The organism is Rhodococcus sp. FG69 (assembly GCF_057808915.1).
The window spans coordinates 199,141-224,669 of record NZ_JBMDIX010000002.1; the positions used below are offsets into that span (position 1 = coordinate 199,141).

Below are 25,529 nucleotides of genomic sequence, written 5' to 3' on the forward strand. Positions count from 1 at the left end.
GGCGGACACTTCGACGCAATACTGCCAGGCCACGGCCTGGGCATCCAACCGAAATGCCGCTCCCCGAATAACGATTCGAATACCAATCGCCCGGTTACGGGTCTGTGTTACTTCACACCGCGGATGTCCCGCCGCAGTGACGCGTCATCACCGCAAGCTCATGTTCTCGTCGACGAGCTTCCCGAACCGCAGCGCGGGCAAGTCACGGAAATAGTTCATCCGGAGCCGCCATGGTGCCACCGACCCCTGCTTGGGGAACGAATCGACAGCCCTGAGCACGTACCCGGCTGCGAAATCGAGGAACGGCTCCTCCCCCACCGACGAGTCGCGTTCGAGTCGCACCTCACGGAAGCCGTTCTTGTCCATGTGTTCGAGGAGTCGAACGACATAGTCGCAGACAAGATCGGCTTTGAGCGTCCACGATGCATTCGTGTATCCGACGACGAAGGCGAAGTTGGGGACATCGGTCAACATCATGCCCTTGTACGCCATGGTGTCCGTGAGTTCGACCTCGAGCCCGTCGACCTTCAGATCCACATGTCCGAAGGCGACCAGATTGAGTCCGGTTGCAGTGACGACGACATCTGCATCGAGGTGCCTCCCCGACTTCAAGGCGATACCGGTCTCGGTGAAGTGGTCGATGTGGTCTGTGACGAATTCGACCTCGTCCCGTCGGATCGATCGAAAGAGGTCGTTGTCCGGCACCAGGCACAACCGCTGATCCCACGGGTTGTACTTCGGGGTGAAGTGCGTGTCCAGGTCGTAGCCCGCGGGGAGCCACCCTTCCTGAAGCTTGCGAATGCGCTTCCTCATGAACTTCGGATACCGCTGGCAGAGAACGTACATGCCGATGGCCGTGACCGCGTTCTTGACGCGGGTGACGCTGTACGCCGCGCGAGAAGGTAAAACCTTGCGGAGAGCAAGTGCGATGGGATCTTTCGACGGCAGCGACATGATGTAGCTCGGCGAACGCTGAAGCAGCGTGACATGCGACGCTTCGCGAGCAAGGTTGGGCGCCAGCGTGATCGCCGTTGCCCCGCTCCCGATCACGACGACCTTCTTGTCTGCGTAGTCGAGGTCCTCGGGCCACTGCTGTGGATGAACAACGGTCCCACCGTAGTTCTCGATACCGGCGAAGTCCGGGGTGAAGCCTTTGTCGTAGTCGTAGTAGCCGCTGCAGCACATGAGAAACGATGCCTTGAATTGCACTGTGGCACCGGTGTCCGACCGCAGAGCCGTGACGGTCCACGTCGTCTCCGCCGTGGACCACTCCGCGGAGATGACCTTGTGGTGGAATCTGATGTGGCTGTCGATCCCACCCTCGCGCGCGGTGTCTTCGATGTACTCCCGGATAGATGAACCGTCGGCGATCGACTTGTCACCGATCCACGGCCGGAAGTTGTATCCGAGGGTGTACATGTCGGAGTCCGAGCGAATCCCCGGGTAGCGGAACAGATCCCATGTGCCACCGATCGCGCCGCGGCTCTCCAGAATGGCGTAGGTCTTGCCGGGCAGTTTCGACTGCAGGTGATGTGCCGCACCGATGCCGGACAGCCCGGCGCCGACGATCAGGACGTCGACCGTCGCGATTTCGGCGTCGTCTTGCGTTTCCGAGGGAGATGTCGTTGTCATCGAACAGCTTTCGTCAGAGTGGGCTGGATCAAGGTGCGATGTTTCGCTTGCTCGTGGAACGGCCGAGTGCGGCCACCTCGGCGTCCATCTTCGGAAGCAACCGTGGCACATGCTTCAGCAGCGCACGATCGCCGACGGCGGAATTGAGCACCGACCGGAAGTGGCCCGCGAACGCCACCCATCGGGGCACGTACACCTTGCGTTTGCGACTTTCGAGGCCGTCGACGAAGGCGTCGACGCACTTGTCGACGGTCATCGTCTGCCCGAACGGTCCCGGCATCACGTCGAGCATTTCGCGGAATGCTCCCAGGTCTTCCTTGGCGTCTCGCACGAGCGGGGTGTCGATCCAGGCCATGTGAGCCGATCCCACCGCGACACCCTGATGCGCGACCTCGAGACGAAGCGCATTGGCGAATTGCTCGACCCCGGCTTTGCTGGCGTTGTACGCCGCGAGCCCCGGGCACGGCGCGAAGGCTGCGAGCGAGGACACGACGAGGATGTAGCCCTGACGTTCGATCAGCGACGGCAGTGCCGCGCGGACCGTGTTGAACACCCCGAGAATGTTGATGTCGAGCACTCGCGCAAACGTTTCGGGGTCCACCTGCAGCACCGAGCCGTAGCTGGAGATTCCAGCGTTGGCCAACACGAGGTCGATACCCCCGAACTTCACGATCCCCTCGTCGACTGCGGCCTGCATGGCAGCCAGATCACGAACGTCGGCGACGACGGTCAACGCGGAGTCGCCGAGTTCGAGTCCCAATTCACGGAGCGGCGTCTCGTCCACGTCGGTGAGCACCAGCTTGCTGCCCTTGGCTGCCAGCGCGCGAGCGGTCTCGGCTCCGATTCCGCGTGCGGCACCGGTGATGAGCACGACCTTGTGCGAGAGCGTGGGCGCTGCTTTGTTCGAGCGTGTGGGCACAGCCCGTCACCTCCAGATTCCGTTCCCCCCGTTATTGGGAACTGCTACGTGTCACTTTCCATCTGATACGGACGGGTGTCAAGATCGGAGGAGGAATCATCTGGACTGCAAATCGCTCGAAAGGTCCTTCGACAACCGTTCTGCAGCGGAGAGGAGTAGCGGTACGAACTGTTCAGCGGATTCGAGAGTCACCCGGGCGGTGGGGCCAGCAATGGACATCGCGGTCAGGGTGGGTGCGCCGACCACTGGCACTGCGAAGCACCGGACGCCGATTTCCTGTTCCCCGTCGTCGATCGCATACCCGCGGGTGCGGACCAGTTCGAGATCGGCCATGAGAGTGTCGAGCGTGCTCAGCGTGTTGACGGTCCGTGGTGTCATTCCGGTCCGCGACACCAGCGCGCGCACCTCGTCGTCGTCCAATTGCGCCAGTAGAGCTTTGCCGACGCCGGTCGAGTGCGGCAGCACTCGCTGACCCACCTCGTTGAACATCCGCATGGCGTGCTCGGAGGGAACTTGGGCTACGTAGACGGCCATGTCGTCCTCGAGGAAGGCCATGTTCGACGTCTCGTGGGTCTGCCGAACCAATTCTGCAAGATACGGTTTCGCCCACCCGCCGATCAGTTTCGTGGCGCTGTCGCCGAGGCCGATCAGCTTCGTTCCCAGCGCATACCGTCGTGTGGCAAGCCTTCGCACGTACCCGAGGGAGACCAGTGTTCCGATCAATCGGTGCACGGTCGGCATGGGCAGATCGGCTGCCTCCGCGAGTTCACTGATTCCGATCGATCCGCCCGAGGACGCCATGATGTCGAGCAATTCGAAAGCCCGCTCGACCGATTGAACGCCGCCGCTCGCTGCCACTGGCCACCTCTCACTGTCGGGTTCTATCCACACTATTCCACCAAGCGGAAGATTCCTCGTCTTCCCTGGTATGAGAGAGGGCCGGACCTGGCTGCACACTATCGCCCGAAATCGACGGCTCTTCGCCGATTCCGGACGATAGTGTGCACTCCGGTCAGCCCAAGTGATGCTTGGTGGCGACGGGAGGTGCAGCGGTCACCACGGACGGGGACGTCTTGTGCCCCCGCGTGAACACGTTGAAGAAGATGTTGAGCAACACCGCGACGATGCTGGCCGCGCTGATGCCGGAATCGAAGATCACGTGCACCCACTCGGGGAACGCCGCGTAGAAGCCCGGCACAGCAATGGGGATCACGCCGAATCCGATGGCGACAGCGACGATCACCAGGTTCAGGTTCCCATCGAAACTCACCTTCGACAGCGTCCTGATGCCGCTGGCAGCCACCGATCCGAACAAGACGATGCCCGCTCCGCCGAGCACCGGCAGTGGCACTGCTGCCACGACCCGACCCAACACCGGGAAGAGCCCCAAGAAAAGCAGCACCGATCCACCCGCTGCCACGACGTAGCGACTCTTGATGCCGGTGACTGCGACGAGACCGACGTTCTGCGCGAACGCGCTGGCCGGGAAGGTTCCGAACACGGGAGCGACAGTCGTGGCGATCATGTCGGCACGCAGCCCGTCGCCCACACGTTTGGCGTCGACCTCGGTGCCGACGATCTCACCGACCGCGAGGATGTCGGCGGTCGTCTCGGTCATGATCACGAGAATGACGACGACCATCGAGACTATCGCGCCGATCTGAAAGACGGGCGCGCCGAACACGAACGGCTCCGGAAGGGCAAAGACGCTGCCGTCACCGACATCGGAGAAGTCGGCCTTGCCGATCGTGAATGCAAACACGGTCCCTGCGACGATGCCGATGAGGATCGACAGCCGTGAGAGTGTGCCTTGCACGAGCCGACTGACCAGCAATACGACGCCGAGACTGAATCCTGCGAGCCCGATGTTCGACATCGACCCCCAGTCCGTCGCTTCCTGATCTCCGCCCATCGCCCACCGCACGGCGACAGGAAGGAGTGAGATGCCGATGACCGTGATGATCGTCCCGGTGACGACGGGAGGAAAGAACCGAACTATCTTGCTGAAGAACGGGGTGATCAGAATACCGATCGCGCCTGCAGCGATGATGGCGCCGAAGACCGAGTTCAGCCCACCCGGGCCACTGGCGATGGCGACCATCGTCGACACCGAGGCGAAAGAGATTCCCTGCACGAGTGGAAGTTTGGCACCCACGTACGGTAGTCCAAGAGTTTGGAGCATCGTCGCCGCTCCGCTGACGAACAGGGCTGCGGAGACCAGGATGGCAATCTCGGTTCCAGTCAGGCCTGCCGCACCACCGACGATCAGTGGTGGTGCGATCACGCCGCCGTACATCGTCAGGATGTGCTGCAGTCCATAGATGTACGACCTTCCGATCGACAACCGCTCGTCCTCGGGACGGGCGGGGTCATGATGCGAGCGTGCGTGCTTCGTCAGCTTCACAGCGCGCTCCTAGCAGAATCCGGGAACGGTATCCCAGACGCGGCCGGCGCCTGGAACGTCGTCCCGTTCGACGGTGGCTTCGATCAATCCGTAGGGACGATCGGCGACGTAGAACACTTCCCCCGGGTTGTCCAGTCCGAACGGCTCCAGGTCCACGAGGAAGTGATGAATGTTCGGCATCGAGAACTTGATCTCACCGATCTCGGGATGGGCTTCGAGTACCTTGGTTCCCATCTGGAACAGGCTCTGCTGCAAAGCCAACGAGTGGGTCGACGCAAAGGCGTCGAGCATGATCGCGCGGACGTCGTCGAATGTCTTGTCGAAGTCGAGGTCCGTCGACAGGTAGCGCCAACGAGCACTGACCGAGGTCGCCAGAATGCGATCCGTGGTCTCTTGCAAGGTGGTGTACCGGTCCTTGGGGTATCCCCAGAACTCCGACGCCGTCGAATTCAACACGACGAGATCGGTGATGCCCGAGATGACAGTGGTGGTGTCACCGTCGATGGTCACGATGGTGTTTCGCTTCTCGTCGCTACCTTTGACGAACGAGTGGTCGTATCCGTCGGTGCCCGACGGGATGCGAGACCAGCTGTACTGCTCGATCTCCCACCTGCCACCGTCGATCCAGTCGAAACTGCCGGTGAAGTGTGCACCGAGCCGCATCGCGAAGTCCTCGATGGCGCCGATGCCATCGCGTGCGAATGCATAGACGGTGTTCTTCTGCGTGTCGGTGGCAACGACGTGGCTGTTGTCGCCGACCGTGTGTACGGCTTCGAGGTCGCCGCGCAACTGCGACGTGACACTGACGTCGGTGATGCGGTGACGCGGGGTGTCCCGGTCGATGCGTACGAGTCGGCATTCGGCTTTGCCGTACTGGTTTGCTCCGAGCACGATACTCATGTCTAGCTCCCTCGATAGGTGGTGAATGCACACGGGCTGAGAAGAAGTGGAACGTGGTAATGCGAGGCGTCGGCGAGAATCTCGAACACGATCTCCACTGCGGGATAAAAGGTTTCGACGTCTCGATCGGCAAAGTAACGGCCGGTCTCGAAGATGAGACGGTAGCGGCCGGGAGGCAAGGACGCGGGCCCTAGATCGGCTATCCGACCCTGCGCGTCCGTCACGCCCGACGCCACATCGCTCCCGCCGGTGAGAGTCACCGAAATCCCCTGCGCTGGTGTACCAGTCGACGCATCCAGAACGTGCGTGCTGATGAGGCTGCGGTCAGGCATCGGCGAACCCTCGCACGAGTCGAAGTGCGGCGATCTCGCGCAACTCACGTTCGACGATGCGTAGCTCGGTGGCGGGGTCGTTGTCTAGCCGCTGTTCGAGGGCCGCCAGGATCTCCGAACCATCGCGTCCGGCCGCTCGAATGAGAAAGACTCGACCGAAGCGGCGTTCGTACTCGAGGTTGCCGTCCCGCAGGCGACGCCGAACGTGCGTCTGGGTGATATCGACACCCGATTGCTCCCCGCGTGCCTGCTCGGCATGCCCGTCGTCCCCGTCCGGGCGTTCACCGATCCTCGGGTGGACCTGCAAGGCGCACGCTATCTCGTCCTCGGTGAGCGGATCGGCCGCCGTGAAGACTGCGGATACGAGAGCGTCGTCGTTCGGATACGGACGTGCGACGGCTATTGCCGCAATCCAGCGAGGTACGTCGAGGCAGAGCTGCAGGGCGCGGTGCATATCCATGTCGGGCGTCGCATTGAAGCGACCTGAGCACCCTTCGAGCTCAAATTCCGTATTGCGAAACAGTAATTCCATATATTGAGCGTGACAGCCGTCACAAGTGCTGTCAATAGGCAATCGGCAGACAGCCAGCATTTCGCCATTCAGGTTCATACACAACAGATTTCGCATCGTGGAATTGATCTTGATCGGCGACCCAGAGGTTGACAGGATCGAGTGTGTCACGTCACACTTGGTTCATTCGTGGAATTACTATTCCACAATACGGACTTTCAAACCGCGATCGTCCATCCGAGAGGAGTCATCTACATGACCGAGCTGTTCTGCAACGGCGGAGCGATGCGCGGAGGGAGTCTTCACCACAACGTGTCCTCCCACCCGTTCGTCGGCACTGTCCGCACCACGCCCAGCTACCGCTTCTATTCGGTACGCGACGAGTTTCCCGCGCTGCTGCTCGACCACACGGCGGGCGCGGCCATCGAAGGTGAGCTCTACGACATCCCCCTGGACGACATCCGGACCGCGTTCCTGCCGGACGAACCACCGGAGCTCGAACTCACCGTCGTTGCCCTCGACGACGGCCGCTCGGTACTCGGTGTCGGCCTGAGGCCGGGTGTCCTGGCGGCGCAGCCCGACGAACTCACCGACATCACCCACACGGGGAGTTGGCGTCGCTACCGCGGGCTTCCGACACCGTAGATCCGAAAGGAACTTGTATGCAGCATAATTCGTACACCGTCAACTGCTCCATTCTGTTCACCGATACCCCGCTCCTGGAGCGACCGCAGCTCGCCAAGGATGCAGGTTTCGACGCCGTCGAGTTCTGGTGGCCGTTCGACTCCCCCGTGCCGGCCGATACCGACGTCGCGACGTTCATCGCCGCCGTCCGCGACGCAGGGGTCCAACTCACCGGACTGAACTTCGCCGCCGGCAACATGCCTGCGGGTGACCGAGGCATCTTGTCCGATCCTGCCCAGGTCCAGGCGTTCCGCGACAACATCGATGTCGTCGTCGGAATCGGAGAAGCATTGGGAACCAAAGCGTTCAATGCCCTGTACGGCAATCGAATCGACGAGATAGACCCGATCGAGCAGGACCGGGTCGCCATCGAGAACCTTGCAGCGGCAGGAACTGCCACGGCCCGCATCGGTGCTGTCGTACTGATCGAGCCCGTCAGCGGCGCTCCTCGGTACCCGTTGAAGCATGCCGCCGGAGCTGTCGCGACCATCCGTCGTGTCGCACGCGAACACGACGTACACAATTTTCGGTTGCTCGCCGATCTGTACCACTTGGACGTCAACGGGGACGACGTCAAGGCAGTTCTCGACGACTATCGCGATCTGATCGGGCACGTACAGATTGCCGACTCCCCCGGCCGCGGAGAACCGGGAACCGGAAACCTCGATCTCGACTCGCATCTGAAGCAACTCGCCGACAACGGCTACGACGGCTACATCGGACTCGAATACAAAGCCACCCGCCCGGACACGTTCTCCTGGATCCAGTCAGATCGTTCCGCAGGCTCCACTCCGGGGCTCGCCCGCACCACCACGACGTAAAGGACACTCATGAGCACCATCGCATTCATCGGTCTAGGAATCATGGGCAGTCCCATGTCCGTGCACCTCGCCAACGCCGGCCACCAGGTCGTCGGCTACAACCTCACACCCGATCGCACCGGGCCGCTCGTCGACGCCGGCGGTGTCGCTGCCGACTCGATCGCCAAAGCAGTCGCCGACGCCGACGTCGTCGCGATCATGGTTCCCGACTCCCCCGACGTGCAGGACGTCCTCACCGGGAAGGACGGCGTGTTCGAGAATGCTCGACGCGGCGCTCTCGTCATCGACTTCTCGAGCATTCGTCCCGATGTGACGGCCACCCTCGCGGAAGAAGCCGCGACCCGCGGTTTCCGTCTGATCGACGCACCCGTCTCGGGTGGTCAGGCAGGCGCCGAGAACGCCGCCCTGTCCATCATGGTCGGCGGCAGCCCCGAGGACTTCGCCTCGGCCAAGCCGATACTCGATGTCGTCGGCAAAACCGTCGTGCACGTCGGGCCCAACGGGTCAGGACAGACGGTGAAAGCAGCCAACCAGCTCATCGTCGCCGGCAACATTCAGGTCCTCGCGGAGGCCATTGCGTTCCTCGAAGCGTACGGAGTCGACCTGGCCGCATCGGTCGAGGTGCTCGGCGGCGGTCTCGCCGGATCGGCTGTGCTGAACCAGAAGGCGCAGAAGATCCTCGACCGCAATTTCGACCCCGGTTTCCGAATCGACCTGCATCACAAGGACCTCGGCATCGTCACCTCTGCTGCACGCGAAGCCGGCGTGGTCATCCCGATGGGCGCAGTCCTCGCTCAGCTGATGGCGTCGGCCCGCGCGAACGGTGATGGCTCACTCGATCATTCGGCTCTGTACCGCGGGGTCGCACGCCTTTCCGGCAAGGAGAACTGACATGGCGAAGATGCGCGCGGCGGACGCCGCCGTCAAGATACTCGAGCTCGAAGGCGCCACGACGGCGTTCGGACTGCCCGGTGCCGCCATCAACCCCTTCTACTCCGCGATGCGCAACCACGGCGGCATCCGGCACGTCCTCGCCCGCCACGTCGAGGGTGCCTCGCACATGGCCGAGGGATTCACCCGCGCGGCCGCAGGCAACATCGGTATCTGTATCGGAACCTCCGGCCCCGCCGGAACCGATATGATCACCGGTTTGTATTCGGCGATGGCGGACTCGATTCCGATCCTTGCCATCACCGGCCAGGCCCCCGTCGCCCGCCTGCACAAGGAAGACTTCCAGGCCGTCGACATCGCCGCCATCGCCGCGCCAGTCACGAAAATGGCGATGACCGTTCTCGAACCCGCCCAGGTCCCAGGCGCCTTCGCCCAAGCATTTCACCTCATGCGTTCAGGACGCCCCGGCCCGGTTCTCATCGACCTGCCCATCGACGTGCAGCTTGCCGAGATCGAGTTCGATCCCGACACATACCAGTCGCTCCCCGTGCACAAGCCGCTCTGTTCACGTGCACAGGCCGAGAAGGCAATCGACATGCTGATCGCGTCCGAGCGACCGTTGATCGTGGCCGGCGGCGGCATCATCAACGCCGACGCGTCCGAGTTGCTCGTCGAACTTGCCGAACTTCTCGACGTTCCCGTCATCCCGACGCTGATGGGCTGGGGAACCATTCCCGACGACCACCGTCTGGCTGCGGGCATGGTCGGACTGCAGACCGCGCATCGCTACGGAAATGCGACGATGTTGGCGTCGGACTTCGTGTTGGGTATCGGCAACCGCTGGGCCAACCGGCACACCGGGGGCCTCGACACCTACCGCAGGGGCCGCACGTTCATTCACGTCGACATCGAGCCGACGCAGATCGGCCGGGTCTTCGCGCCCGACTACGGAATCATTTCCGACGCCAAGGCTGCGCTGGAGCAATTCATCGCCGTCGCCAAGGAACGCGCTTCGGCCGGCACACTACGCAACCTCACCGGCTGGGTCGACGAGTGTGCCACCCGCAAGCGCACGATGCACCGGCGCACGCACTTCGACAACGTCCCCATAAAACCGCAGCGGGTCTACGAGGAGATGAACAAGGTCTTCGGTCGCGACACTCGATACATCAGCACCATCGGGCTCTCGCAGATCGCCGGCGGACAGTTCCTGCACGTGTTCTCGCCGCGAAACTGGATCAACTGCGGTCAGGCCGGCCCGTTGGGGTGGACCATTCCCGCTGCGCTCGGAGCCGTCGCGGCCGACCCGTCCGCGGACGTCGTTGCCCTCTCGGGTGATTACGACTTCCAGTTCATGATCGAGGAACTCGCCGTCGGCGCGCAGTTCAATCTTCCGTACGTGCATGTGGTCGTGAACAATTCCTACCTGGGACTCATCCGTCAGGCCCAGCGCGCGTTCGACATGGACTTCTGCGTGCAGCTCGGTTTCGACAACATCAACACACAGGAATCACAGGACACGCAGCCCGGAATCCCCAAGGGGTACGGCGTCGACCACGTCCGGGTCGCGGAAGGCTTGGGCTGCAAAGCACTTCGCGTCACCGAGCCCGAGCTGATCGGCGAGGCGCTCGTGCGAGCTCGCACGTTGGCGTCAGAGCACAAGGTGCCGGTCATCGTCGAGGTCATCCTCGAACGTGTCACGAACATCTCGATGGGCACCGAGATCGACAACGTCGGCGAGTTCGAGGAACTGGCAGCAACGTCGGCCGACGCACCTACTGCCCTGCTGTTGTTGGACTAGAGATGACACGAATTCTGCTTGCACCGGACAAGTTCAAAGGATCGCTCACGGCGCTGCAGGTGACCGATGCCCTCCGAGACGGCATGCTGTCCGCGGACCCGTCTCTGGGCATCAAGTCCCTTCCTGTCGCGGACGGCGGCGACGGTCCCGGCGCCGCCGCGGTCTCCGCCGGATGGGAACCGGTGGAGGTGTCCTGCCACGGTCCGACGGGGCTGCCGGTGGAGACGTCGTATGCACGTCGAGGTACCTCTGCGGTCGTCGAACTGGCCTCAGCCGTCGGTCTCGAGCTCGTGGACTCTCTCGATCCGCTCGGTGCAAGCACGTTCGGGCTCGGAACCGTGATGGCCCACGCGTTGAGCGCCGGAGCCGATCACATCGTCCTCGGCCTCGGTGGGAGTGCGTCCACCGACGGCGGCGCGGGGATGCTTCAGGCGTTGGGAGCTCGGATCCAGGGCGCCGACGGCAACGACGTCGCACGAGGAGGGGGTGCGCTACGTGGCGCCACGCGGCTCGACGCGTCGGGGCTGCATCCGGCACTTCGACGTGCTCGAATCCAACTCGCGTGCGACGTCGACAACCCACTGTTGGGCCCCACCGGCGCGAGTGCTGTGTACGGGCCGCAAAAAGGCGCAGGGCCACAGGATCTGCTCCATCTCGATCATGCGATGAAGCAGTGGGCGCATGTCGTGCGATCGGCGATCGGCCGGGATCTCAGCGGTGTGGCCGGAGCAGGCGCCGGCGGCGGCACCGGGTTCGGTGCGCTTGCCGTGTTGGGAGCCGACGTCCGACCAGGCATCGGGACCGTCCTCGATCTGATCGAGTTCCACCGTCGCCTGGCATCGGCAGATCTCGTCGTGACGGGGGAAGGCTCGTTGGACGAACAATCGCTGCATGGCAAGGCCCCGATCGGAGTGGCCCTGGCAGCGCGCAGCGCCGGTGTCCCGGTCGTCGCGGTGTCAGGACGCCGAACCGTCGGAACCGACACGTTGCGCGAGTACGGCGTCGTCGATTCCTACACGTTGAGCGATCTCGAACCCGACACCGCCACGTCCATGCGTGACGCCGCCGATCTGCTGCGTCGTATCGGGGAATTCATCGCCCTGTCCCCTGTCGTCAGATCCACCATCCATACATCCGAGGGAGTTTCATGAGTACCACCGACTTCACCCTGCTGACGGACCTCGCCTCGCGCGCGCTCGGCGGCAGTGTATCCGCAGCCAACGACGAGCTGTTCGCGCAACGCGAGAACCTGATCAGACCCGAGGCGCCCTTCTTCGACCCCAACGAATTCGGACACAAGGGCAAGGTTTACGACGGGTGGGAAACACGCAGGCGGCGAGACGAGGGCGGCCACGACTGGGCAATCGTCCGCCTCGGCGCGCCTGGGATCGTGCACGGAGTGGTCGTCGACACCGCCTATTTCAAGGGCAACTACCCGCCGTTCGTGTCGGTGGAAGCTGCGTTCGTCGAGGGCTATCCGTCGATCGAGGAGGTGCTGAAAGCCGATTGGCAGACCATCGTCACCAAGGCGCCGGCCGAGGGCGACACCGCCAATCGCTATGCAGTCGAGGACCGCCACCGCTGGACACACGTCCGGTTGTCGATCTATCCCGACGGCGGGGTGGCCCGGTTCCGCGTACACGGCCAGGTCGTGCAGGATCCGCGATTCCTCTCCGGCACAGTCGATCTACTGGCGGCCGAGAACGGCGGACGACTCACCGAGTGCTCCGACGCCTTCTATTCCTCCCCTGCGAACATCATCCTTCCCGGCCGGGCGCGCAACATGGGCGAAGGGTGGGAGAACTCTCGACGACGCAACGGCGGAAACGATTTCGCGATCTTCGAGCTCGCAGCTCCCGGAGTGCCGCGGCACGTCGAAGTCGACACAAGCTACTACGTGGGCAATGCTCCGGGGTGGATTCGGCTCAGCGCCATCGACTCTCGTCACCGCCACAAGGCCGACCACACTGCCTGGACCGAGATTCTCTCTCGCACAGCGGTGCAGCCGGATACTCGTCATCGCTTCCTGATCGATCGCGCCGACGCCTATACCCATCTGCGACTCGACGTCTATCCCGACGGCGGCCTCTCTCGGCTGCGTCTGTTCGGAGAGCTCGATGGCGACGCGCACGACACCGTCGACCAGGCATGGCAGGCGTCGGCCTCGCAGTTGGTCACGAGCGGAAAGCAATGAGGGAGACTCTCGATCTCGATCTGCTGATCAGAGCGCAACGCGCGATCGTCGACGGCCGAGAGATCGCCGTTGCGGTCGGCGTGCGCGCTGGACGAATTGTTCATCTGGGTTCTTTCGACGCCGCGGCCGAAGCCGGCGAGGTCGTCGAACTCGGCTCGGACGAGGTGCTGATCCCCGGACTCGTCGACACGCACGTTCACGTCAACGAACCAGGCCGCACCGAATGGGAGGGCTTCGCCAGCGCGACCCGGGCCGCTGAGGCCGGCGGGATCACGACCATCATCGACATGCCTCTCAACAGCATTCCACCGACCGTCGACGTCGACGCACTCGAGATCAAGCGAGAGGTAGCGGCTGACCAGTCCGTTGTGAACGTCGGCTTCTGGGGCGGAGCAGTGCCCGGCAACCTCGAGCAGCTGCGTCCGCTGCACGACTCGGGTGTGTTCGGGTTCAAGTGCTTTCTGCTGCACTCCGGTGTCGACGAGTTCCCGCCGCTGTCGTTACCGGAACTCGAGAAGGCACTGATCGAGATCGCGTCGTTCGACGGGTTGATGATCGTCCACGCCGAGGATGCGGGCGTGATCTCGTCCTCGCCGCAGCCCGTGGGCACCGCGTACGCGGGGTTCCTCGAATCCCGTCCGCGCGCCGCGGAGAATCTGGCGATCTCCCAGGTAATCGAGTTGTCCCGGCGCACAGGTTGCCGGGTGCACATTCTGCATCTGTCGAGTTCGGATGCGCTTCCCATGATCGCCACAGCCCGACGGGCAGGTGTCCGAGTCACCGCCGAGACGTGCCCGCACTACCTCTGCTTCGATGCCGAGGACATCCCCGCGGGTGCAACGCAGTTCAAGTGCTGCCCGCCGATCCGCGAGGCCGGAAACCGAGAGTTGCTGTGGCAGGGGCTCTCCGACGGCATCATCGACACGATAGTCACCGACCACTCCCCCTCCACCGTCGATCTCAAGCGGCTCGACACTGGCAACTTCGGCGACGCGTGGGGCGGGATCGCATCGCTGCAGGTCTCGTTGCCAGCGGTCTGGACCGAAGCGTCACGGCGCGGGTTCGACCTCGCCGATGTCGTGCGATGGATGGCGACGAACACTGCCGATCAGGTCGGCTTGACCGACCGCGGCCGGATCGCTGTCGGTGCCGTCGCAGATCTGGTGGTCTTCGCACCCGACGAGGAGTTCACGGTCGATGTGGCTCGGCTGCACCACAAAAACGCCGTGACGGCCTACGACCAGCTCGGTCTGCGCGGGTTAGTTCGACGAACCTGGCTGGCCGGCGCGTCATTGCTCGTGCGTGGGTAGTTACCGCCGTGCGTAACTGCACGCCGTCACAGGTTTCGATGATCGCGGGCTCGATCTGATTCGTCATGGCTTGCCAAGCGTGCGTCGGATCAAATCGAGTGCTTCGTCGGCCCACGCAATGATGTCGAGGGTGGAGTTGATGTTTTGGGGCGGATTACGGACCAGGGTGTCGCGACGAAGGAGTCGGTCGAAGTCGACGGTGACCGTATCTGTTCGCTCGGCGCCGCTGGGGTGGTAGAACTTCACCTTGGCCAACCGCATGACGTTGATCATTTCCTGGGCGATCAGTCCGTAGCCGACTGTCGTCGGGTGCACGCCGTCCAACGAGAACAGTCCGCCGCTGGCCCTGCCTCCGCGACCGTCGGAGGTCAGCCAACGCGAATCGGGGGGCGGATCAAGGGCCGACAGCGGCGCAGGTAAGGGATACGGGGTCCACCAATCCGGGCGCGCGGCGGGATCCTCGATGTAACGGCGGGAGGCGATTCGATCCAACAGACCAGCGATGTCGACGAGGTACCAATCCCGTTCGACACCGTCCGCGCCGTCCCGTGCAGCCCGAACTGCCGCCTCGATCGTGTCGTTGTACATGTCGATCGCATAGTCCACTGCACGTGCCTGCACAGCGGTGATGTGTTTGTCCTGCTTAGCGTTGAAGGTTTCGTTTCGCAACCACGGACGGGCGTAATACGGATAGTACCGTGATCCCGGCATCACCTTGCTTCCGAGCCCGCGTGCGATGGGGGCGATGGTCACATGGGGAACGGTGCACCAAATCACGTGGCGCGCCTTGATCGCCTTCACCGCGGTGACGACTTCGGTGAACTCTGCGGCGAAGTGCTCCGGCTGCCAGATGGTGTATGCGCCCCTCCTCTTGGGGTCACGGAAGTTCTCATCGCTCCACGTGACGCGCAGTTCGGTGACCGTCTTCAGCGCGTTGTTGGCGCCGAGGAACACCACCAAGGTTTCGATGCCGCAGTCGGTGTCGTCGTTGTGTTCCTCACCGAGTGCCTTCGCGGTGTGAAATAGCGTCATCTTCGTTTGTTCGGGTGCCCAATGTGGGTAGACCCGTAGCGCTGCGCGGTCGCTGTTGTTCTGTACGACCTGGTCGAAGATGTCGTCGTTCGGAGCTTTGATTGCCTTTTCACAGCTGGCGGCCGTCTTGCTCAACGCGTCGCGCAGGTTCCAGCCGTAGACCGACAGGTTGTGGCAGTACGCCGAGAGTGCGGGCGCTTCCTTGCCGGGTCCGCGTTCCCAGTAGTCCTCGACGTCATCCATAAAGGAGCGTGCGGCAAACAGGGCCAGTGGAATCTCCCAGACGTTGGTTTCGGGGCCGAAGCGTTCCTCGAGTGTGCGCAGGAGGAGTTCGATGTTCAGCGGAAGGCCTCCCGGACCCGCGTAGCGAGGGAAGCGGAAGTCATTGAGCCAGCCGAGTTCGTGAGCGATGATCGCGGGGTAAGAGATATCGGTGTTGAAGATGGCGCCACTTTGGAAGCCGTGGGAGAGGGAGTCTCCGATCACGACCAATCGATGCGGCGGCGTGCCTTGCCAATCTGCTGAGATATCCGTTCCGAGCGTGGGATCGAATTGGGGCTCCCGCGGCCCGGCAGCTGCCCTGACTCGTATCTCCTCGGGTGCGTCCTTCGGTAGATCGGTACTGGTGTCCAACATTGGCGCATTCGACTTTCCATTCGAATCGTGCCGGGTCAGTGCCGCGCCTCCAAGACAAGGTTGAACGGGGTTTCGGACACCCGCCTGAAGGAGCTGAATCCTGCGGCCGCGGCCACCTCGCCGAGTCGCTGCTCGCCCGCCTGTGCGCCGAGCCCAAGAGCGACGGGCTGGTCGAGTGAGGACGGAGTGCACAGCACTGTCGATGCCGCGTAGTACATCCGACCGACCGGGTTGAGGTTCTCGGCAAGACTGTCGTTCGCAAAGGGCTCGACGAGCATGACACTGCCGTCGTCTGACAGCGTTTCGCGCGCATGGCGTAGCGCACCGACCGGGTCACCCATATCGTGCAGGCAGTCGAAGTAGCAGATCAGGTCGTATCCGCTCCCTGGGTAGTCCGACGCCGAGGCGACGGAAAAGTCCGTGTTGTTTTCGGCACCCTGCTCCGTCGCCAACTCGCGGGCCCGCTCGATCGACGCGTCGTGGTAGTCAAATCCATGCACCCTCGAGTTCGGGAATGCCTGCGCAATGAGTGTGGTGGACACGCCGTGTCCGCAGCCAACATCGGCGACCGTGGCTCCGGCGGAAAGCTTGTCGACCACCCCGTCGAGCGCTGGCAACCATGATTCGACGAGATTCGCGCGGTACCCCGGTCGGAAGAACTGTTCGGTACCAGAGAAGAGCTCACGGTCGTGTTCGTGCCAACCGAATCCCTCGCCCTTGCCAATCCTTTCGGTGATCTTCGGTAGGTCCTTGAATACCGAACCGATCAGGTGGTACCCGCCCGCCATGTACACCGGACTGTCGTCGCGGGCGAACGCCATTGCCTGTTCAGGAGGCAGCGTGAACGTTTCTTCGTGCGCGTCGTAGGTCAGGTAGCCACTGGCGGCCTGCGCGGCCAGCCACTCGCGAATGTACCGCTCGCGGATACCGGTCGCTTCCGCCAGAGCACTACTGTCCATAGGTCCGGCGTCGTCCAGCGCTCGCCACAGCCCCAGGTCGACCCCAATCAGAACCAGCGCACCATTCATGGCTGCGCCCATGTCGACGACCAGCTGTCCGAGGACTTGCTCAAGTTTGACTTCGTCGAGGTCACCCGCCTCCGCCGCCATCAAATGCCTCCAATGTCGATGTGATGTGGATCACATTTTACGCTGCTCTGGAGAGGTGAGTACGGCCCCAGGCCGCAATCGGGTGTCGATGTACAACGAGATTCGGAGCCGTATGGTCACGGAAGAGTAACTGACCCACCAACCACTCAACGGAAGGTCGTGAGCGGAGAGTTACGGCGCGGGTTCGACCTCGCCGATGTCGTGCGATGGATGGCGACGAACACTGCCGATCAGATCGGCTTGACCGACCGCGGCCGGATCGCTGTCGGTGCCGTCGCAGATCTGGTGGTCTTCGCACCCGACGAGGAGTTCACGGTGGATGTGGCTCGGCTGCACCACAAGAACGCCGTCACGGCGTACGGCAAACTCGGTGGTCCGAGTAGATTCAACGTGGACCGACAGAAGCAGCGAATTCGAACCCCGCAGCATCCTCTCCGACGCTGCGGACGCCACACCGTCCAGTAACTTTGTCCCGTGCACAGAACTGGTTTTCGGGTCGACCTGCTGGTGGTGGTGTCGATTGTCGCAATCGGTGTACTCGTGGCCGGCGCGACACATGATTCGGCCCCAATCGATCAATACGCCTCCGGTAGCTCCGAGACGGCTTTCCCCACGACCGAATTGGATCCGGCCACTGCGGCGCGCGCACTTTCGGAACTACCGAATGTGCCAGGAGCGCACGACTTCGACTGGTCGCCTGATCTTTCGAACGGCATAGCGGCGATGGAGTCGCAACAGCAACGAGAACTGGCGCGGTGGGCCGCGGCCCGCGCATTCGAATTCGCAGGCCTTGCCAATCGGAGTTGGGTTGTTCCAGCACTCACCGCCCTGTCCAAAGGACAGCCCCTACCGGCGCCCTTCAACGATCCGAGCGCAGCAACCAGAAGGCTGATAGAGGAGGATCTTCCAGCCGAGGGGAACGGAGGACCGTTCATTCCCCTCGGAACCGCAGCTAGCGGCCATCCATCGCAGGCCGCGGAACTTTTCAATACTGGGCCGATCGACCGCCCTTTCTATGCGCTGCCCGCCTTGTTCAGTGCCCTCGATCCGAACCCCCTGCTCGCAGCTTTTCAAGCGCTGTCACACGCCTGCGGCACCTACGGTGGGTATGTCGATATCCTCCTCTCCGAAGTCCGTCGCGACTTCGGACTTTGATTCGGACTTGGAGCTAGGCGTTCTGCGCGATTGTTGCGCGTGTGCGAGCAATCGGTCAACAGCGGGTTGTAGCGCAGGCTATCGCAGGGCGGCTCAATGGGTCTCTTTCTGCCGGCCGTCGGTGCGGACTGTCGGAAGCCACGTGGCCAAGGTACGACCGAGAGTTGCGACCATTAGTGGCCCGTAGACGCACAGGGTGCGTTCCCACGGGTGGCCGAATGTTCCTTCGTCGAACCCATCGCGCGCGAAAATACAGTAATCGCCGTTCGGATATACGGGAATTCGCCATTCGGCACCCTCGGCGGTGGCGTGTGCTGCTGCGTCGAAGGTCGCAGTCTTCTCCACGTCGGCTGCCGCCATTCTCAGGCATCGGTCGATTGCGGGTGAGAGCAGCCGATCGAGCTGAGCGGGCGATGACAGCCCAACCTAACTACGCGAACACCGACGGCGAAGCTGTGTAGTCATGATGAATCGGTCCGCTGGATGCCACGAGGGGCACAGCGCTTCCGCCCCTGCGAACGGCGACGAACTCGGCCGCAATCGCGACTGCGGTCTCCTCCGGAGTCCTGGCCCCGAGATCCAACCCGATAGGCGACCTCAGCCGCGCCAACTCCACCTCCTCGAGCCCCACCTCCCGTAGCCGACGCAACCGATCTACATGTGTTCGGCGAGAACCCATTGCACCGACGAACGCAACCGGCAAACGCAGCGCCACCTTCAGCAGCGGCACATCGAATTTCGCATCGTGGGTCAGAACGCAGACGACGGTTCTCGAATCCACTTCTGTCCGAGCCAGGTAGCTGTGCGGCCACTCCACCACTACCTCGTCGGCGTCCGGGAACCGCGCTTCCGTAGCGAACACGGGCCGCGCGTCGCACACTGTCACGCGGTAGCCGAGGAACGATCCGAGCCGAGCGAGTGCGCCCGCGTAGTCGATGGCGCCGAAAATCAACAGCCGCGGTTTCGATGCGTACGACTGCACGAACACCTCCAGATCCGGCCGACAGCGGACGGAACGGATTCCCGACGAACCGGAATCGAGCATGGCGATCGCCTCGTCGGCTACCACAGCATCCACATCTGCGAACCCCGTTGTCCCCGACACTCCGTGAGCTCCGACCATCACCATTGCGCCTGACTCATCGAGAACCTGGGCAGTCGCCACCGACTCGCCACACCCCACGGCATCGACGAAAGACGCGGGATCAGCACAGGATACGAACACCTCGACAACACCACCGCACGTCAGCCCGACCGCGAAAGCGTCATCGTCGCTGTACCCGAAACTCGTCCGGACACACTGCCGGCTCGAGAGCACCTCGCGGCACAGCTCGTAGACAGCACTCTCGACGCACCCGCCGGACACGCTGCCCACCGCTTCGCCGTCCGCACTGACGGCCATCGCCGCCCCCGGCAGGCGAGGCGCACTGCCTGAGACGGAGATGACCGTGGCCAGTGCGTACGGCATCGACTCGGAATGCCATTGCGCCAACCTCGCTGCGATGTCGCGCATCACGAAATGCCCAGAGCCTCTTCGATCGGGTGCAGCGCGAAGTACACGAAGAAGATGGCCGACATCACGTAGAGCAGCCAGTGAGTCTGTCGCACCTTTCCTTTCGCCACTCGGATCAGCGTGTACGCGATCACCCCGGCCGCGACACCCACCGTGATCGAGTAGGTGAACGGCATCAGCACGATGGTCAGAAAGGCGGGAATCGCGATTTCGGTGTTCTCCCAGTCGATCTTGCGGACGTGGGTCATCATCAGTGCACCGACCAGGACGAGTGCGGGTGCTGCCGCACCGACAGGTACGACGCCTGCCAGCGGAGTGAAGAAGATCAGGCTGGTCAGGAGCCCGCCGGTCACGATACTGGCCAATCCGGTTCGGGCGCCCTCGGTGACACCTGCTGCGGACTCGACGACGGCGGTGTTGGCCGAGCCGTTGATCGCACCACCCACGACGGCACCCAGTCCGTCGACGGTCAGAATGCGGCTCAGGCCGGGCATCTTTCCCTGCTTGTCGACCAAACCTGCTTCTTCACCGACACCGAGGATGGTGCCCATCGCGTCGAAGAATCCCGACAGCACCAGCGTGAACAGCACCACCGACGCGGTGACGACACCGGCTCGGGCGAATCCGCCGAACAGGTCGACCTCGAACAGCAGGCCGAACTGCGGGGTAGCGATGATCGAATCAGGCACCTTGGGCACCACGGGTCCCCACGACTTGGGATCGATGTCGATCATCGAGTTCAAGATGATCGCAAGGTTGGTCGCGACGAAGATGCCGATCAGCATCGCTCCCGGAACACGCCGGACGAACAGCATGATCATCACGACGAGCCCGACGCAGAACACGAACACCGGCCAGCCTGCGAGCTTGCCGAAAGTACCCAGAGTCACGGCGGTGGCGGCCGATTCATGATGTCCGACGAATCCAGCGTCGACCAGTCCGATCAGCGCGATGAACGCACCGATTCCGACGCCGATCGCCTGTTTGAGAACCAGCGGTATGGCATCCATGATCAGCTGCCGAATTCCGGTGAGCGCGAAGATGACGATCACGACGCCTTCGAGCACCACCAGCCCCATCGCCTGCGGCCATGTCATGTACGGAGCGGCTTGGAACACGACGATCGGGGTGACGCCGAGGCCTGCAGCCATTGCCAGCGGCGCGTTTCCGACCACGCCCATGAGGATCGTCGTCAGCCCGGCCGACAACGCAACCATGGTGGACAGCTGCGCGGGATCGAGAGTGGCGCCGGTGACGTCCTTGGCATCGCCGATGATCAGTGGGATGAGCACGATCAGGTAGGCCATGGCGACGAACGTGGTTACACCGCCACGTATTTCGCGAGATATGGTCGACCCTCGAACGGAGATCGAGAAGAACTTGTCGAGCGGAGACAAACTCCGTTCGCGGGTACTGGAGGAATCTAGCTGTGTCATGACAGTGCCCTCCCAGGGCTGTGGTGGCTAGGGGCAGCGTAGGTGGGGTCGGGCCCGGGGAGTTGGCGCGCGGCACCGCTACCTGCATGGTCGTAGGTGAGATCAGCTGTTGACGATGTGTTCCGGCCGGATCGGCACGCGGGTGAGCGCGAGTCCGGTGGCGTCGCGGATCGCGGCGACGACGGCGGGCGTGGACGACAGAGTGGGTGGTTCCCCGGCGCCGCGAAGACCATACGGCGCCAAGGGGTCTGCGTTCTCGAGAATGTCCAGCTTCATGGGCGGCATGTCGAGAATCGTCGGAATGAGGTAGTCGGTGAACGATGGGTTCTTGACGAGACCGTCCTTGACGACGATCTCCTCCATGACGGCGAGCCCGAGGCCCTGAGCCGATCCGCCGTGAATCTGACCTTCGAGCGAGAGTCGGTTCAGAATCTTGCCGACATCTTGGACAGCCGCCATTTCGACGACCTTGACCAGACCCAGTTCGACGTCGACATCGACCACTGCTCGGTGAACGCACAGCGCGAGCTGAGTGTGGCTTGCACCCTGTCCGGTAATGGGGTCCATGCCACTGGTGGGCCGGTGGTGAAACTCGCGGGTCTGCTCGATCACGCGCTCGCCCAGGACGTCCTCGATACTCGCCAGCACACCGTCGGTGGCAGAGACGATCTTTCCGCCGTCGAGACGGAGATCGTTCACAGCGCGCCCGAGGTGGAGTCCCGCGAGCACGAACACTGCCTCACGAACGGCTTCGCAGGCCGTCTTGACTGCCCCGCCGGTCATGTACGACTGACGCGACGCCGACGAGGACCCGGCATTGCCGACCTTCGTGTCCGCGGGATGGATGACCACCTTCGTCACTCCGAGTTCGGTTCGGGCGATCTGCGCCTCGAGTGTGACCAGGCCCTGCCCGACTTCTGCTGCGGCAGTGTGCACCAGCGCAGTGGCCTCGCCGCCGATGACTTCCAAACGCACTCGCGCAGTCGAGTAGTCGTCGTAGTTCTCGGAGAAGCAGATGTTCTTGATACCGACGCCGTATCCGACGCCGCGGACGACGCCCTCACCGTGCGTGGTCTGCGACGCTCCACCCGGCAAGTTACGGATGTCCGACGCATCGATCGGGGCAGGCATTTCCATCGCCTCGGCCCTGGCCAGCATCTCGGCGAGCGGAGCCGGCGCCTCGATTACCTGACCGGTCGCCAGCACGGAACCTTGGCTGACTGCGTTGATCTGGCGGATCTCGATGGGGCCGATTCCGCAGGCCTCGCCGAGTTTGTCCATCATCGACTCGTACGCGAAACATGCTTGCACAGCCCCGAATCCACGCATCGCACCGCACGGCGGATTGTTGGTATACACGCCGTACGCGTCGATCTCGATGTTCGGGATGATGTACGGCCCGACACCGAGCGATGCCGCATTGCCGACGACGTTGAGCGTCGCGGAGGTATAGGCACCACCGTCGAGAATGATCTCCACGTCCGCGTACAGCAACTTCCCGTCGCGGGTCGCGCCGTACTCGTAGTGCATCTGCGCCGGATGACGGTGGACGTGCCCGAAGAACGATTCGTACCGGTTGTAGACGATCTTGACCGGTTTGCCGGTGTGCATCGCCAACATAGCCGCGTGGATCTGCATCGACAGATCCTCACGCCCACCGAAGGCGCCTCCGACGCCGGCCAGCGTCATCCGAATCTTCTCTTTCGGCAGGCCGAGGCACGGTCCGATCTGTTCGAGGTCGTTGTGCATCCACTGCGTCGCGACGTAGAGGTCGATGCCACCGTCTTCGCCGGGTATGGCCAGGCCGGATTCGGGACCGAGGAATGCCTGGTCCTGAATCCCTACCGAGAACTCGCTACTGACCACAACGTCGGCCGTTGCCTTCGCCGCAGCAACGTCGCCCACCCGCACGGGCTGGTGACGAGCCACTCCCCCTCGCTCCTGAACCTTGGGGTAGGACGGGTCCAGCGCGGCGCGTCGAGCGTCGGTCAGTGGCTCGAGTACCTCGTAGACCACCTCGATCTTCTCCATTGCCCGGCGTGCAGTCTCGGGATGGTCGGCGGCGATCAGCGCAATCGGCTCGCCCTCGTGGCGCACCTCGTCGAATGCGAGGACGGGCTGATCCCAGGTGTGGTCGAGTCCGAAGCACTTACGTCCCGGTACGTCTTCGTGCGTCAGAACTGCTTCGACGCCAGGGGTCGCGAGCGCCTTCGAAATGTCCACGGACACGATACGAGCGCGCGGGTGGGGACTGCGTAGTGTTGCTCCCCAAAGCATTCCGTCGATGAACAGATCCGAGGAATACGCGAACTCGCCTTTGACCTTCAGCGTTCCGTCGGGACGTAACGGGCTGTCCCCGACGCGACCGCGTCCGGGCGCCGCGATATCCGCGGGAGCGCGCGTCGGGGTGGAAGTTGGAGTGGTCACAATACGTCCTCTGCAAGTTTCATCAAGCGACGGTGGGCGTCGACGCCCTCCTGCGCGACGGCATCCTGCGGCGCGCTGACGAGCACATCGTCCTCGACGATGGTGCGGCCCCCGACGAGGAGGCGTGCCAGCGGTGGGGTCTGGCCGTACGCGAACGCTACGATCGGATCGTCCACCGCCGAGTAGAACCCGTCGGTCCGCCACAGTGCGAGATCGGCCACCTTCCCGACCTCGATCGACCCGATTTCGTCCTGGCGGCCGAGCACTGTTGCTCCGCCGAGAGTCCCGATCTCCAATGCCTGACGAGCCGTCAGTGCCGTAGGCCCGTACTTGGCGCGCTGCATGTACATGGCCTGGCGGATCTCGCCTGCCAGCGGCACCATTTCCGCCGAGGCACTGCCGTCGACCCCGAGTCCGACGGGAGCGCCCGCCGCGAGCAGGTCCGAGATCCGCGCGATTCCAGCACCGAGACGGGCATTCGAGCTCGGGCAGTGCGCGGCACCGGTTCCGGTTGCCGCCATCTTGGCGATGTCGGAGTCGTGAAGGTGCACCGCATGCGCAAACCAGACGTCGTCGCCGAGCCAGCCGACTTGTTCCATGTATTCGACTGGTGTGCAGCCCATCTGAGCGAGGCAGTGCTCTTCTTCGTCGATCGTCTCGGCGAGGTGCGTGTGCAGCCTGACGCCTTTGGCGCGCGCAAGCGTCGCCGATTCGACGAGGAGGTCCTTGCTGATGGAGAACGGAGAGCACGGTGCGACGGCAATGCGCAGCATCGATCCGAATGAACTGTCGTGGTAGGTGTCGATCGCGTCCGACGTCGCGGTCAGAATGTCGTCGAGACTCTCCACGACCTCGTCCGGCGGCAGTCCTCCGTCGGACACACCGCGGTCCATCGACCCCCGGCACGGCTGGAAGCGAACGCCGATACGGCGAGCGGCCTCGATCTCCGCAGCGAACAGATCACCACGATCCTTCGGGAAGATGTAATGGTGGTCGGTCGTCGTCGTGCATCCGGATTTCGCGAGCCATGCGAGACCTGCTGCGGCGGCGCCTCCGACGACTTCCGCGTCCATCTTCGACCACGGCTTGTACAACGCGACGAGCCACTCGAACAGGGTGTTGTCCTTCGCCAGTCCCTGCGAGGCCCACTGGTAGAGGTGATGGTGCGTGTTCACCAAGCCCGGGGTCAGGAGCCCGCCGCCTGCGTCGATCCTCTCGGCGCCGGCGACAGCGGGAGCCTCACCGGATCCGAGTGCCGAGATGATGCCATTCTCGATCACGACGTAGCCGTTCGTGATCTCGTGGCCGACGATCGGAGCGATGTACGCGTTGTGGATGATGGTCTTCGTCATCGGGCTTCGGCCTTTCGAGTTGCAGCGAGTCGCACCGCGTCGAGAATCTTCTCGTATCCGGTACAGCGACACAGGTTTCCGGCGAGCGATTCGCGGATCTCTGCATCGGACGGATTCGGTACCCGTTCGACGAGATCGTGCGCTTGGACGACGAGACCGGGGGTGCAGAATCCGCATTGCACCGCGCCGCATTCCACGAACGCTTCCTGCATCGGATCGAGGGTGTCACCGTCAGCCAGGCCCTCGACGGTACGGACCGACCGACCCTCGACCTGACCGGCTGCCACGAGACATGCACATGCCGGTACCTGGTCGAGATAGACCGTGCACGAACCACACTCACCTTGCTCGCATGCGTTCTTCGAACCGGGCAATCCCATCCGCTCCCGCAGGAGATACAGCAGACTCTCGCCCTCCCAGACGTCGTCGGCTTCCAATTCCTTGCCGTTGACCGTGCACGTGACGCGCAT

General features: G+C 63.3%; 24 protein-coding genes. 9 read left to right on the plus strand and 15 right to left on the minus strand.

The window, feature by feature from the left end:
• Positions 1 to 147: 147 nt before the first annotated feature.
• The 7 genes from ACODSO_RS03355 to uraD form a co-directional block, all read right to left on the minus strand.
• Positions 148 to 1,632 carry a flavin-containing monooxygenase gene (locus ACODSO_RS03355; protein ID WP_489035013.1) on the minus strand — a complete coding sequence of 495 codons (1,485 nt, stop codon included), beginning with the start codon at positions 1,630 to 1,632 and terminating at the stop codon, positions 148 to 150.
• Positions 1,633 to 1,660: 28 nt separating this feature from the next.
• A complete protein-coding gene (locus ACODSO_RS03360) occupies positions 1,661 to 2,551 on the minus strand; it encodes an SDR family oxidoreductase (RefSeq protein ID WP_489035015.1) in 891 nt (296 codons plus the stop codon).
• Positions 2,552 to 2,647: 96 nt separating this feature from the next.
• The gene (locus ACODSO_RS03365) at positions 2,648 to 3,409 is read right to left on the minus strand and encodes an IclR family transcriptional regulator (RefSeq protein WP_068378459.1); all 762 of its coding nucleotides are present in this window, start codon (positions 3,407 to 3,409) and stop codon (positions 2,648 to 2,650) included.
• A gap of 154 nt (positions 3,410 to 3,563) precedes the next feature.
• Positions 3,564 to 4,949: a nucleobase:cation symporter-2 family protein gene (locus tag ACODSO_RS03370; RefSeq protein WP_489035111.1), complete on the minus strand. Its 1,386-nt coding sequence runs from the start codon at positions 4,947 to 4,949 to the stop codon at positions 3,564 to 3,566.
• A gap of 15 nt (positions 4,950 to 4,964) precedes the next feature.
• Positions 4,965 to 5,855, minus strand: a complete 891-nt coding sequence (gene pucL, locus ACODSO_RS03375; RefSeq protein WP_068378457.1) for a factor-independent urate hydroxylase — start codon at positions 5,853 to 5,855, stop codon at positions 4,965 to 4,967.
• 2 nt (positions 5,856 to 5,857) lie between these two features.
• Positions 5,858 to 6,187: a hydroxyisourate hydrolase gene (gene uraH / locus ACODSO_RS03380; protein ID WP_489035016.1), complete on the minus strand. Its 330-nt coding sequence runs from the start codon at positions 6,185 to 6,187 to the stop codon at positions 5,858 to 5,860.
• On the minus strand, positions 6,180 to 6,779 hold the full coding sequence (gene uraD, locus ACODSO_RS03385; RefSeq protein WP_489035112.1) for a 2-oxo-4-hydroxy-4-carboxy-5-ureidoimidazoline decarboxylase: 600 nt from the start codon (positions 6,777 to 6,779) through the stop codon (positions 6,180 to 6,182). The genes uraH and uraD overlap by 8 nt, the downstream gene beginning before the upstream one ends.
• A 174-nt stretch (positions 6,780 to 6,953) precedes the next feature.
• Here uraD and ACODSO_RS03390 point away from each other — a divergent pair, with 174 nt between their 5' ends.
• From ACODSO_RS03390 to allB, 7 genes are read left to right on the plus strand one after another with little or no spacing between them, the layout of a single operon-like run.
• Positions 6,954 to 7,343 (plus strand): allophanate hydrolase-related protein, encoded by a 390-nt coding sequence (locus ACODSO_RS03390; protein ID WP_068378451.1) that lies wholly within the window; start codon positions 6,954 to 6,956, stop codon positions 7,341 to 7,343.
• A 17-nt stretch (positions 7,344 to 7,360) separates the two neighbouring features.
• Positions 7,361 to 8,203, plus strand: coding sequence for a hydroxypyruvate isomerase family protein (locus tag ACODSO_RS03395; RefSeq protein ID WP_489035018.1), 843 nt, complete (start codon positions 7,361 to 7,363; stop codon positions 8,201 to 8,203).
• Positions 8,204 to 8,212: 9 nt separating this feature from the next.
• A complete protein-coding gene (locus ACODSO_RS03400) occupies positions 8,213 to 9,094 on the plus strand; it encodes a 2-hydroxy-3-oxopropionate reductase (RefSeq protein ID WP_489035020.1) in 882 nt (293 codons plus the stop codon).
• Position 9,095: 1 nt separating this feature from the next.
• Positions 9,096 to 10,895: a glyoxylate carboligase gene (gene gcl, locus ACODSO_RS03405; protein WP_489035022.1), complete on the plus strand. Its 1,800-nt coding sequence runs from the start codon at positions 9,096 to 9,098 to the stop codon at positions 10,893 to 10,895.
• A 2-nt stretch (positions 10,896 to 10,897) separates the two neighbouring features.
• A complete protein-coding gene (locus ACODSO_RS03410; RefSeq protein WP_489035024.1) occupies positions 10,898 to 12,046 on the plus strand; it encodes a glycerate kinase in 1,149 nt (382 codons plus the stop codon).
• The gene (alc, locus tag ACODSO_RS03415; protein WP_489035025.1) at positions 12,043 to 13,089 is read left to right on the plus strand and encodes an allantoicase; all 1,047 of its coding nucleotides are present in this window, start codon (positions 12,043 to 12,045) and stop codon (positions 13,087 to 13,089) included. The genes ACODSO_RS03410 and alc overlap by 4 nt, the downstream gene beginning before the upstream one ends.
• A complete protein-coding gene (gene allB / locus ACODSO_RS03420; RefSeq protein WP_489035026.1) occupies positions 13,086 to 14,399 on the plus strand; it encodes an allantoinase AllB in 1,314 nt (437 codons plus the stop codon). Before alc ends, allB begins: the two co-directional genes overlap by 4 nt.
• A 63-nt stretch (positions 14,400 to 14,462) precedes the next feature.
• On the opposite strand, the gene ACODSO_RS03425 is transcribed toward allB, so the two are convergent.
• Positions 14,463 to 16,067, minus strand: coding sequence for a hypothetical protein (locus ACODSO_RS03425; RefSeq protein ID WP_489035028.1), 1,605 nt, complete (start codon positions 16,065 to 16,067; stop codon positions 14,463 to 14,465).
• A 35-nt stretch (positions 16,068 to 16,102) separates the two neighbouring features.
• The gene (locus ACODSO_RS03430; RefSeq protein WP_068378432.1) at positions 16,103 to 17,176 is read right to left on the minus strand and encodes a class I SAM-dependent methyltransferase; all 1,074 of its coding nucleotides are present in this window, start codon (positions 17,174 to 17,176) and stop codon (positions 16,103 to 16,105) included.
• A gap of 159 nt (positions 17,177 to 17,335) precedes the next feature.
• Here ACODSO_RS03430 and ACODSO_RS03435 point away from each other — a divergent pair, with 159 nt between their 5' ends.
• Both ACODSO_RS03435 and ACODSO_RS03440 read left to right on the plus strand, forming a co-directional pair.
• Positions 17,336 to 17,641: an amidohydrolase family protein gene (locus tag ACODSO_RS03435; RefSeq protein ID WP_489035030.1), complete on the plus strand. Its 306-nt coding sequence runs from the start codon at positions 17,336 to 17,338 to the stop codon at positions 17,639 to 17,641.
• A gap of 9 nt (positions 17,642 to 17,650) precedes the next feature.
• On the plus strand, positions 17,651 to 18,331 hold the full coding sequence (locus ACODSO_RS03440) for a hypothetical protein (protein ID WP_489035032.1): 681 nt from the start codon (positions 17,651 to 17,653) through the stop codon (positions 18,329 to 18,331).
• Positions 18,332 to 18,424: 93 nt separating this feature from the next.
• On the opposite strand, the gene ACODSO_RS03445 is transcribed toward ACODSO_RS03440, so the two are convergent.
• The 6 genes from ACODSO_RS03445 to ACODSO_RS03470 all read right to left on the minus strand — a co-directional run bounded on the left by ACODSO_RS03445 (position 18,425) and on the right by ACODSO_RS03470 (position 25,529).
• Positions 18,425 to 18,691 (minus strand): DUF2716 domain-containing protein, encoded by a 267-nt coding sequence (locus ACODSO_RS03445; RefSeq protein WP_489035033.1) that lies wholly within the window; start codon positions 18,689 to 18,691, stop codon positions 18,425 to 18,427.
• A gap of 70 nt (positions 18,692 to 18,761) precedes the next feature.
• Complete coding sequence (locus tag ACODSO_RS03450) at positions 18,762 to 19,844, minus strand: XdhC family protein (RefSeq protein ID WP_489035035.1); 1,083 nt, start codon at positions 19,842 to 19,844, stop codon at positions 18,762 to 18,764.
• A complete protein-coding gene (locus tag ACODSO_RS03455; RefSeq protein ID WP_489035037.1) occupies positions 19,844 to 21,280 on the minus strand; it encodes an NCS2 family permease in 1,437 nt (478 codons plus the stop codon). Before ACODSO_RS03455 ends, ACODSO_RS03450 begins: the two co-directional genes overlap by 1 nt.
• A 102-nt stretch (positions 21,281 to 21,382) precedes the next feature.
• On the minus strand, positions 21,383 to 23,707 hold the full coding sequence (locus ACODSO_RS03460; RefSeq protein WP_489035038.1) for a xanthine dehydrogenase family protein molybdopterin-binding subunit: 2,325 nt from the start codon (positions 23,705 to 23,707) through the stop codon (positions 21,383 to 21,385).
• Complete coding sequence (locus ACODSO_RS03465) at positions 23,704 to 25,059, minus strand: 8-oxoguanine deaminase (protein ID WP_489035040.1); 1,356 nt, start codon at positions 25,057 to 25,059, stop codon at positions 23,704 to 23,706. The genes ACODSO_RS03460 and ACODSO_RS03465 overlap by 4 nt, the downstream gene beginning before the upstream one ends.
• Positions 25,056 to 25,529 carry a (2Fe-2S)-binding protein gene (locus tag ACODSO_RS03470; RefSeq protein WP_489035042.1) on the minus strand — a complete coding sequence of 158 codons (474 nt, stop codon included), beginning with the start codon at positions 25,527 to 25,529 and terminating at the stop codon, positions 25,056 to 25,058. Before ACODSO_RS03470 ends, ACODSO_RS03465 begins: the two co-directional genes overlap by 4 nt.

Excerpts from the sequence above, each read along its gene's own strand:
- alc (WP_489035025.1), top strand. The coding sequence starts at position 12,043 with ATGAGTACCACCGACTTCACCCTGCTGACGGACCTCGCCTCGCGCGCG.
- ACODSO_RS03430 (WP_068378432.1), bottom strand. The coding sequence starts at position 17,176 with ATGGCGGCGGAGGCGGGTGACCTCGACGAAGTCAAACTTGAGCAAGTC.
- ACODSO_RS03390 (WP_068378451.1), top strand. The coding sequence starts at position 6,954 with ATGACCGAGCTGTTCTGCAACGGCGGAGCGATGCGCGGAGGGAGTCTT.
- ACODSO_RS03465 (WP_489035040.1), bottom strand. The coding sequence starts at position 25,059 with ATGACGAAGACCATCATCCACAACGCGTACATCGCTCCGATCGTCGGC.
- ACODSO_RS03355 (WP_489035013.1), bottom strand. The coding sequence starts at position 1,632 with ATGACAACGACATCTCCCTCGGAAACGCAAGACGACGCCGAAATCGCG.
- ACODSO_RS03400 (WP_489035020.1), top strand. The coding sequence starts at position 8,213 with ATGAGCACCATCGCATTCATCGGTCTAGGAATCATGGGCAGTCCCATG.
- ACODSO_RS03470 (WP_489035042.1), bottom strand. The coding sequence starts at position 25,529 with ATGCGCGTCACGTGCACGGTCAACGGCAAGGAATTGGAAGCCGACGAC.
- ACODSO_RS03455 (WP_489035037.1), bottom strand. The coding sequence starts at position 21,280 with ATGACACAGCTAGATTCCTCCAGTACCCGCGAACGGAGTTTGTCTCCG.
- gcl (WP_489035022.1), top strand. The coding sequence starts at position 9,096 with ATGGCGAAGATGCGCGCGGCGGACGCCGCCGTCAAGATACTCGAGCTC.
- ACODSO_RS03425 (WP_489035028.1), bottom strand. The coding sequence starts at position 16,067 with ATGTTGGACACCAGTACCGATCTACCGAAGGACGCACCCGAGGAGATA.
- pucL (WP_068378457.1), bottom strand. The coding sequence starts at position 5,855 with ATGAGTATCGTGCTCGGAGCAAACCAGTACGGCAAAGCCGAATGCCGA.
- allB (WP_489035026.1), top strand. The coding sequence starts at position 13,086 with ATGAGGGAGACTCTCGATCTCGATCTGCTGATCAGAGCGCAACGCGCG.
- ACODSO_RS03410 (WP_489035024.1), top strand. The coding sequence starts at position 10,898 with ATGACACGAATTCTGCTTGCACCGGACAAGTTCAAAGGATCGCTCACG.
- uraD (WP_489035112.1), bottom strand. The coding sequence starts at position 6,779 with ATGCTGGCTGTCTGCCGATTGCCTATTGACAGCACTTGTGACGGCTGT.
- uraH (WP_489035016.1), bottom strand. The coding sequence starts at position 6,187 with ATGCCTGACCGCAGCCTCATCAGCACGCACGTTCTGGATGCGTCGACT.
- ACODSO_RS03450 (WP_489035035.1), bottom strand. The coding sequence starts at position 19,844 with ATGCGCGACATCGCAGCGAGGTTGGCGCAATGGCATTCCGAGTCGATG.
- ACODSO_RS03445 (WP_489035033.1), bottom strand. The coding sequence starts at position 18,691 with ATGGCGGCAGCCGACGTGGAGAAGACTGCGACCTTCGACGCAGCAGCA.
- ACODSO_RS03395 (WP_489035018.1), top strand. The coding sequence starts at position 7,361 with ATGCAGCATAATTCGTACACCGTCAACTGCTCCATTCTGTTCACCGAT.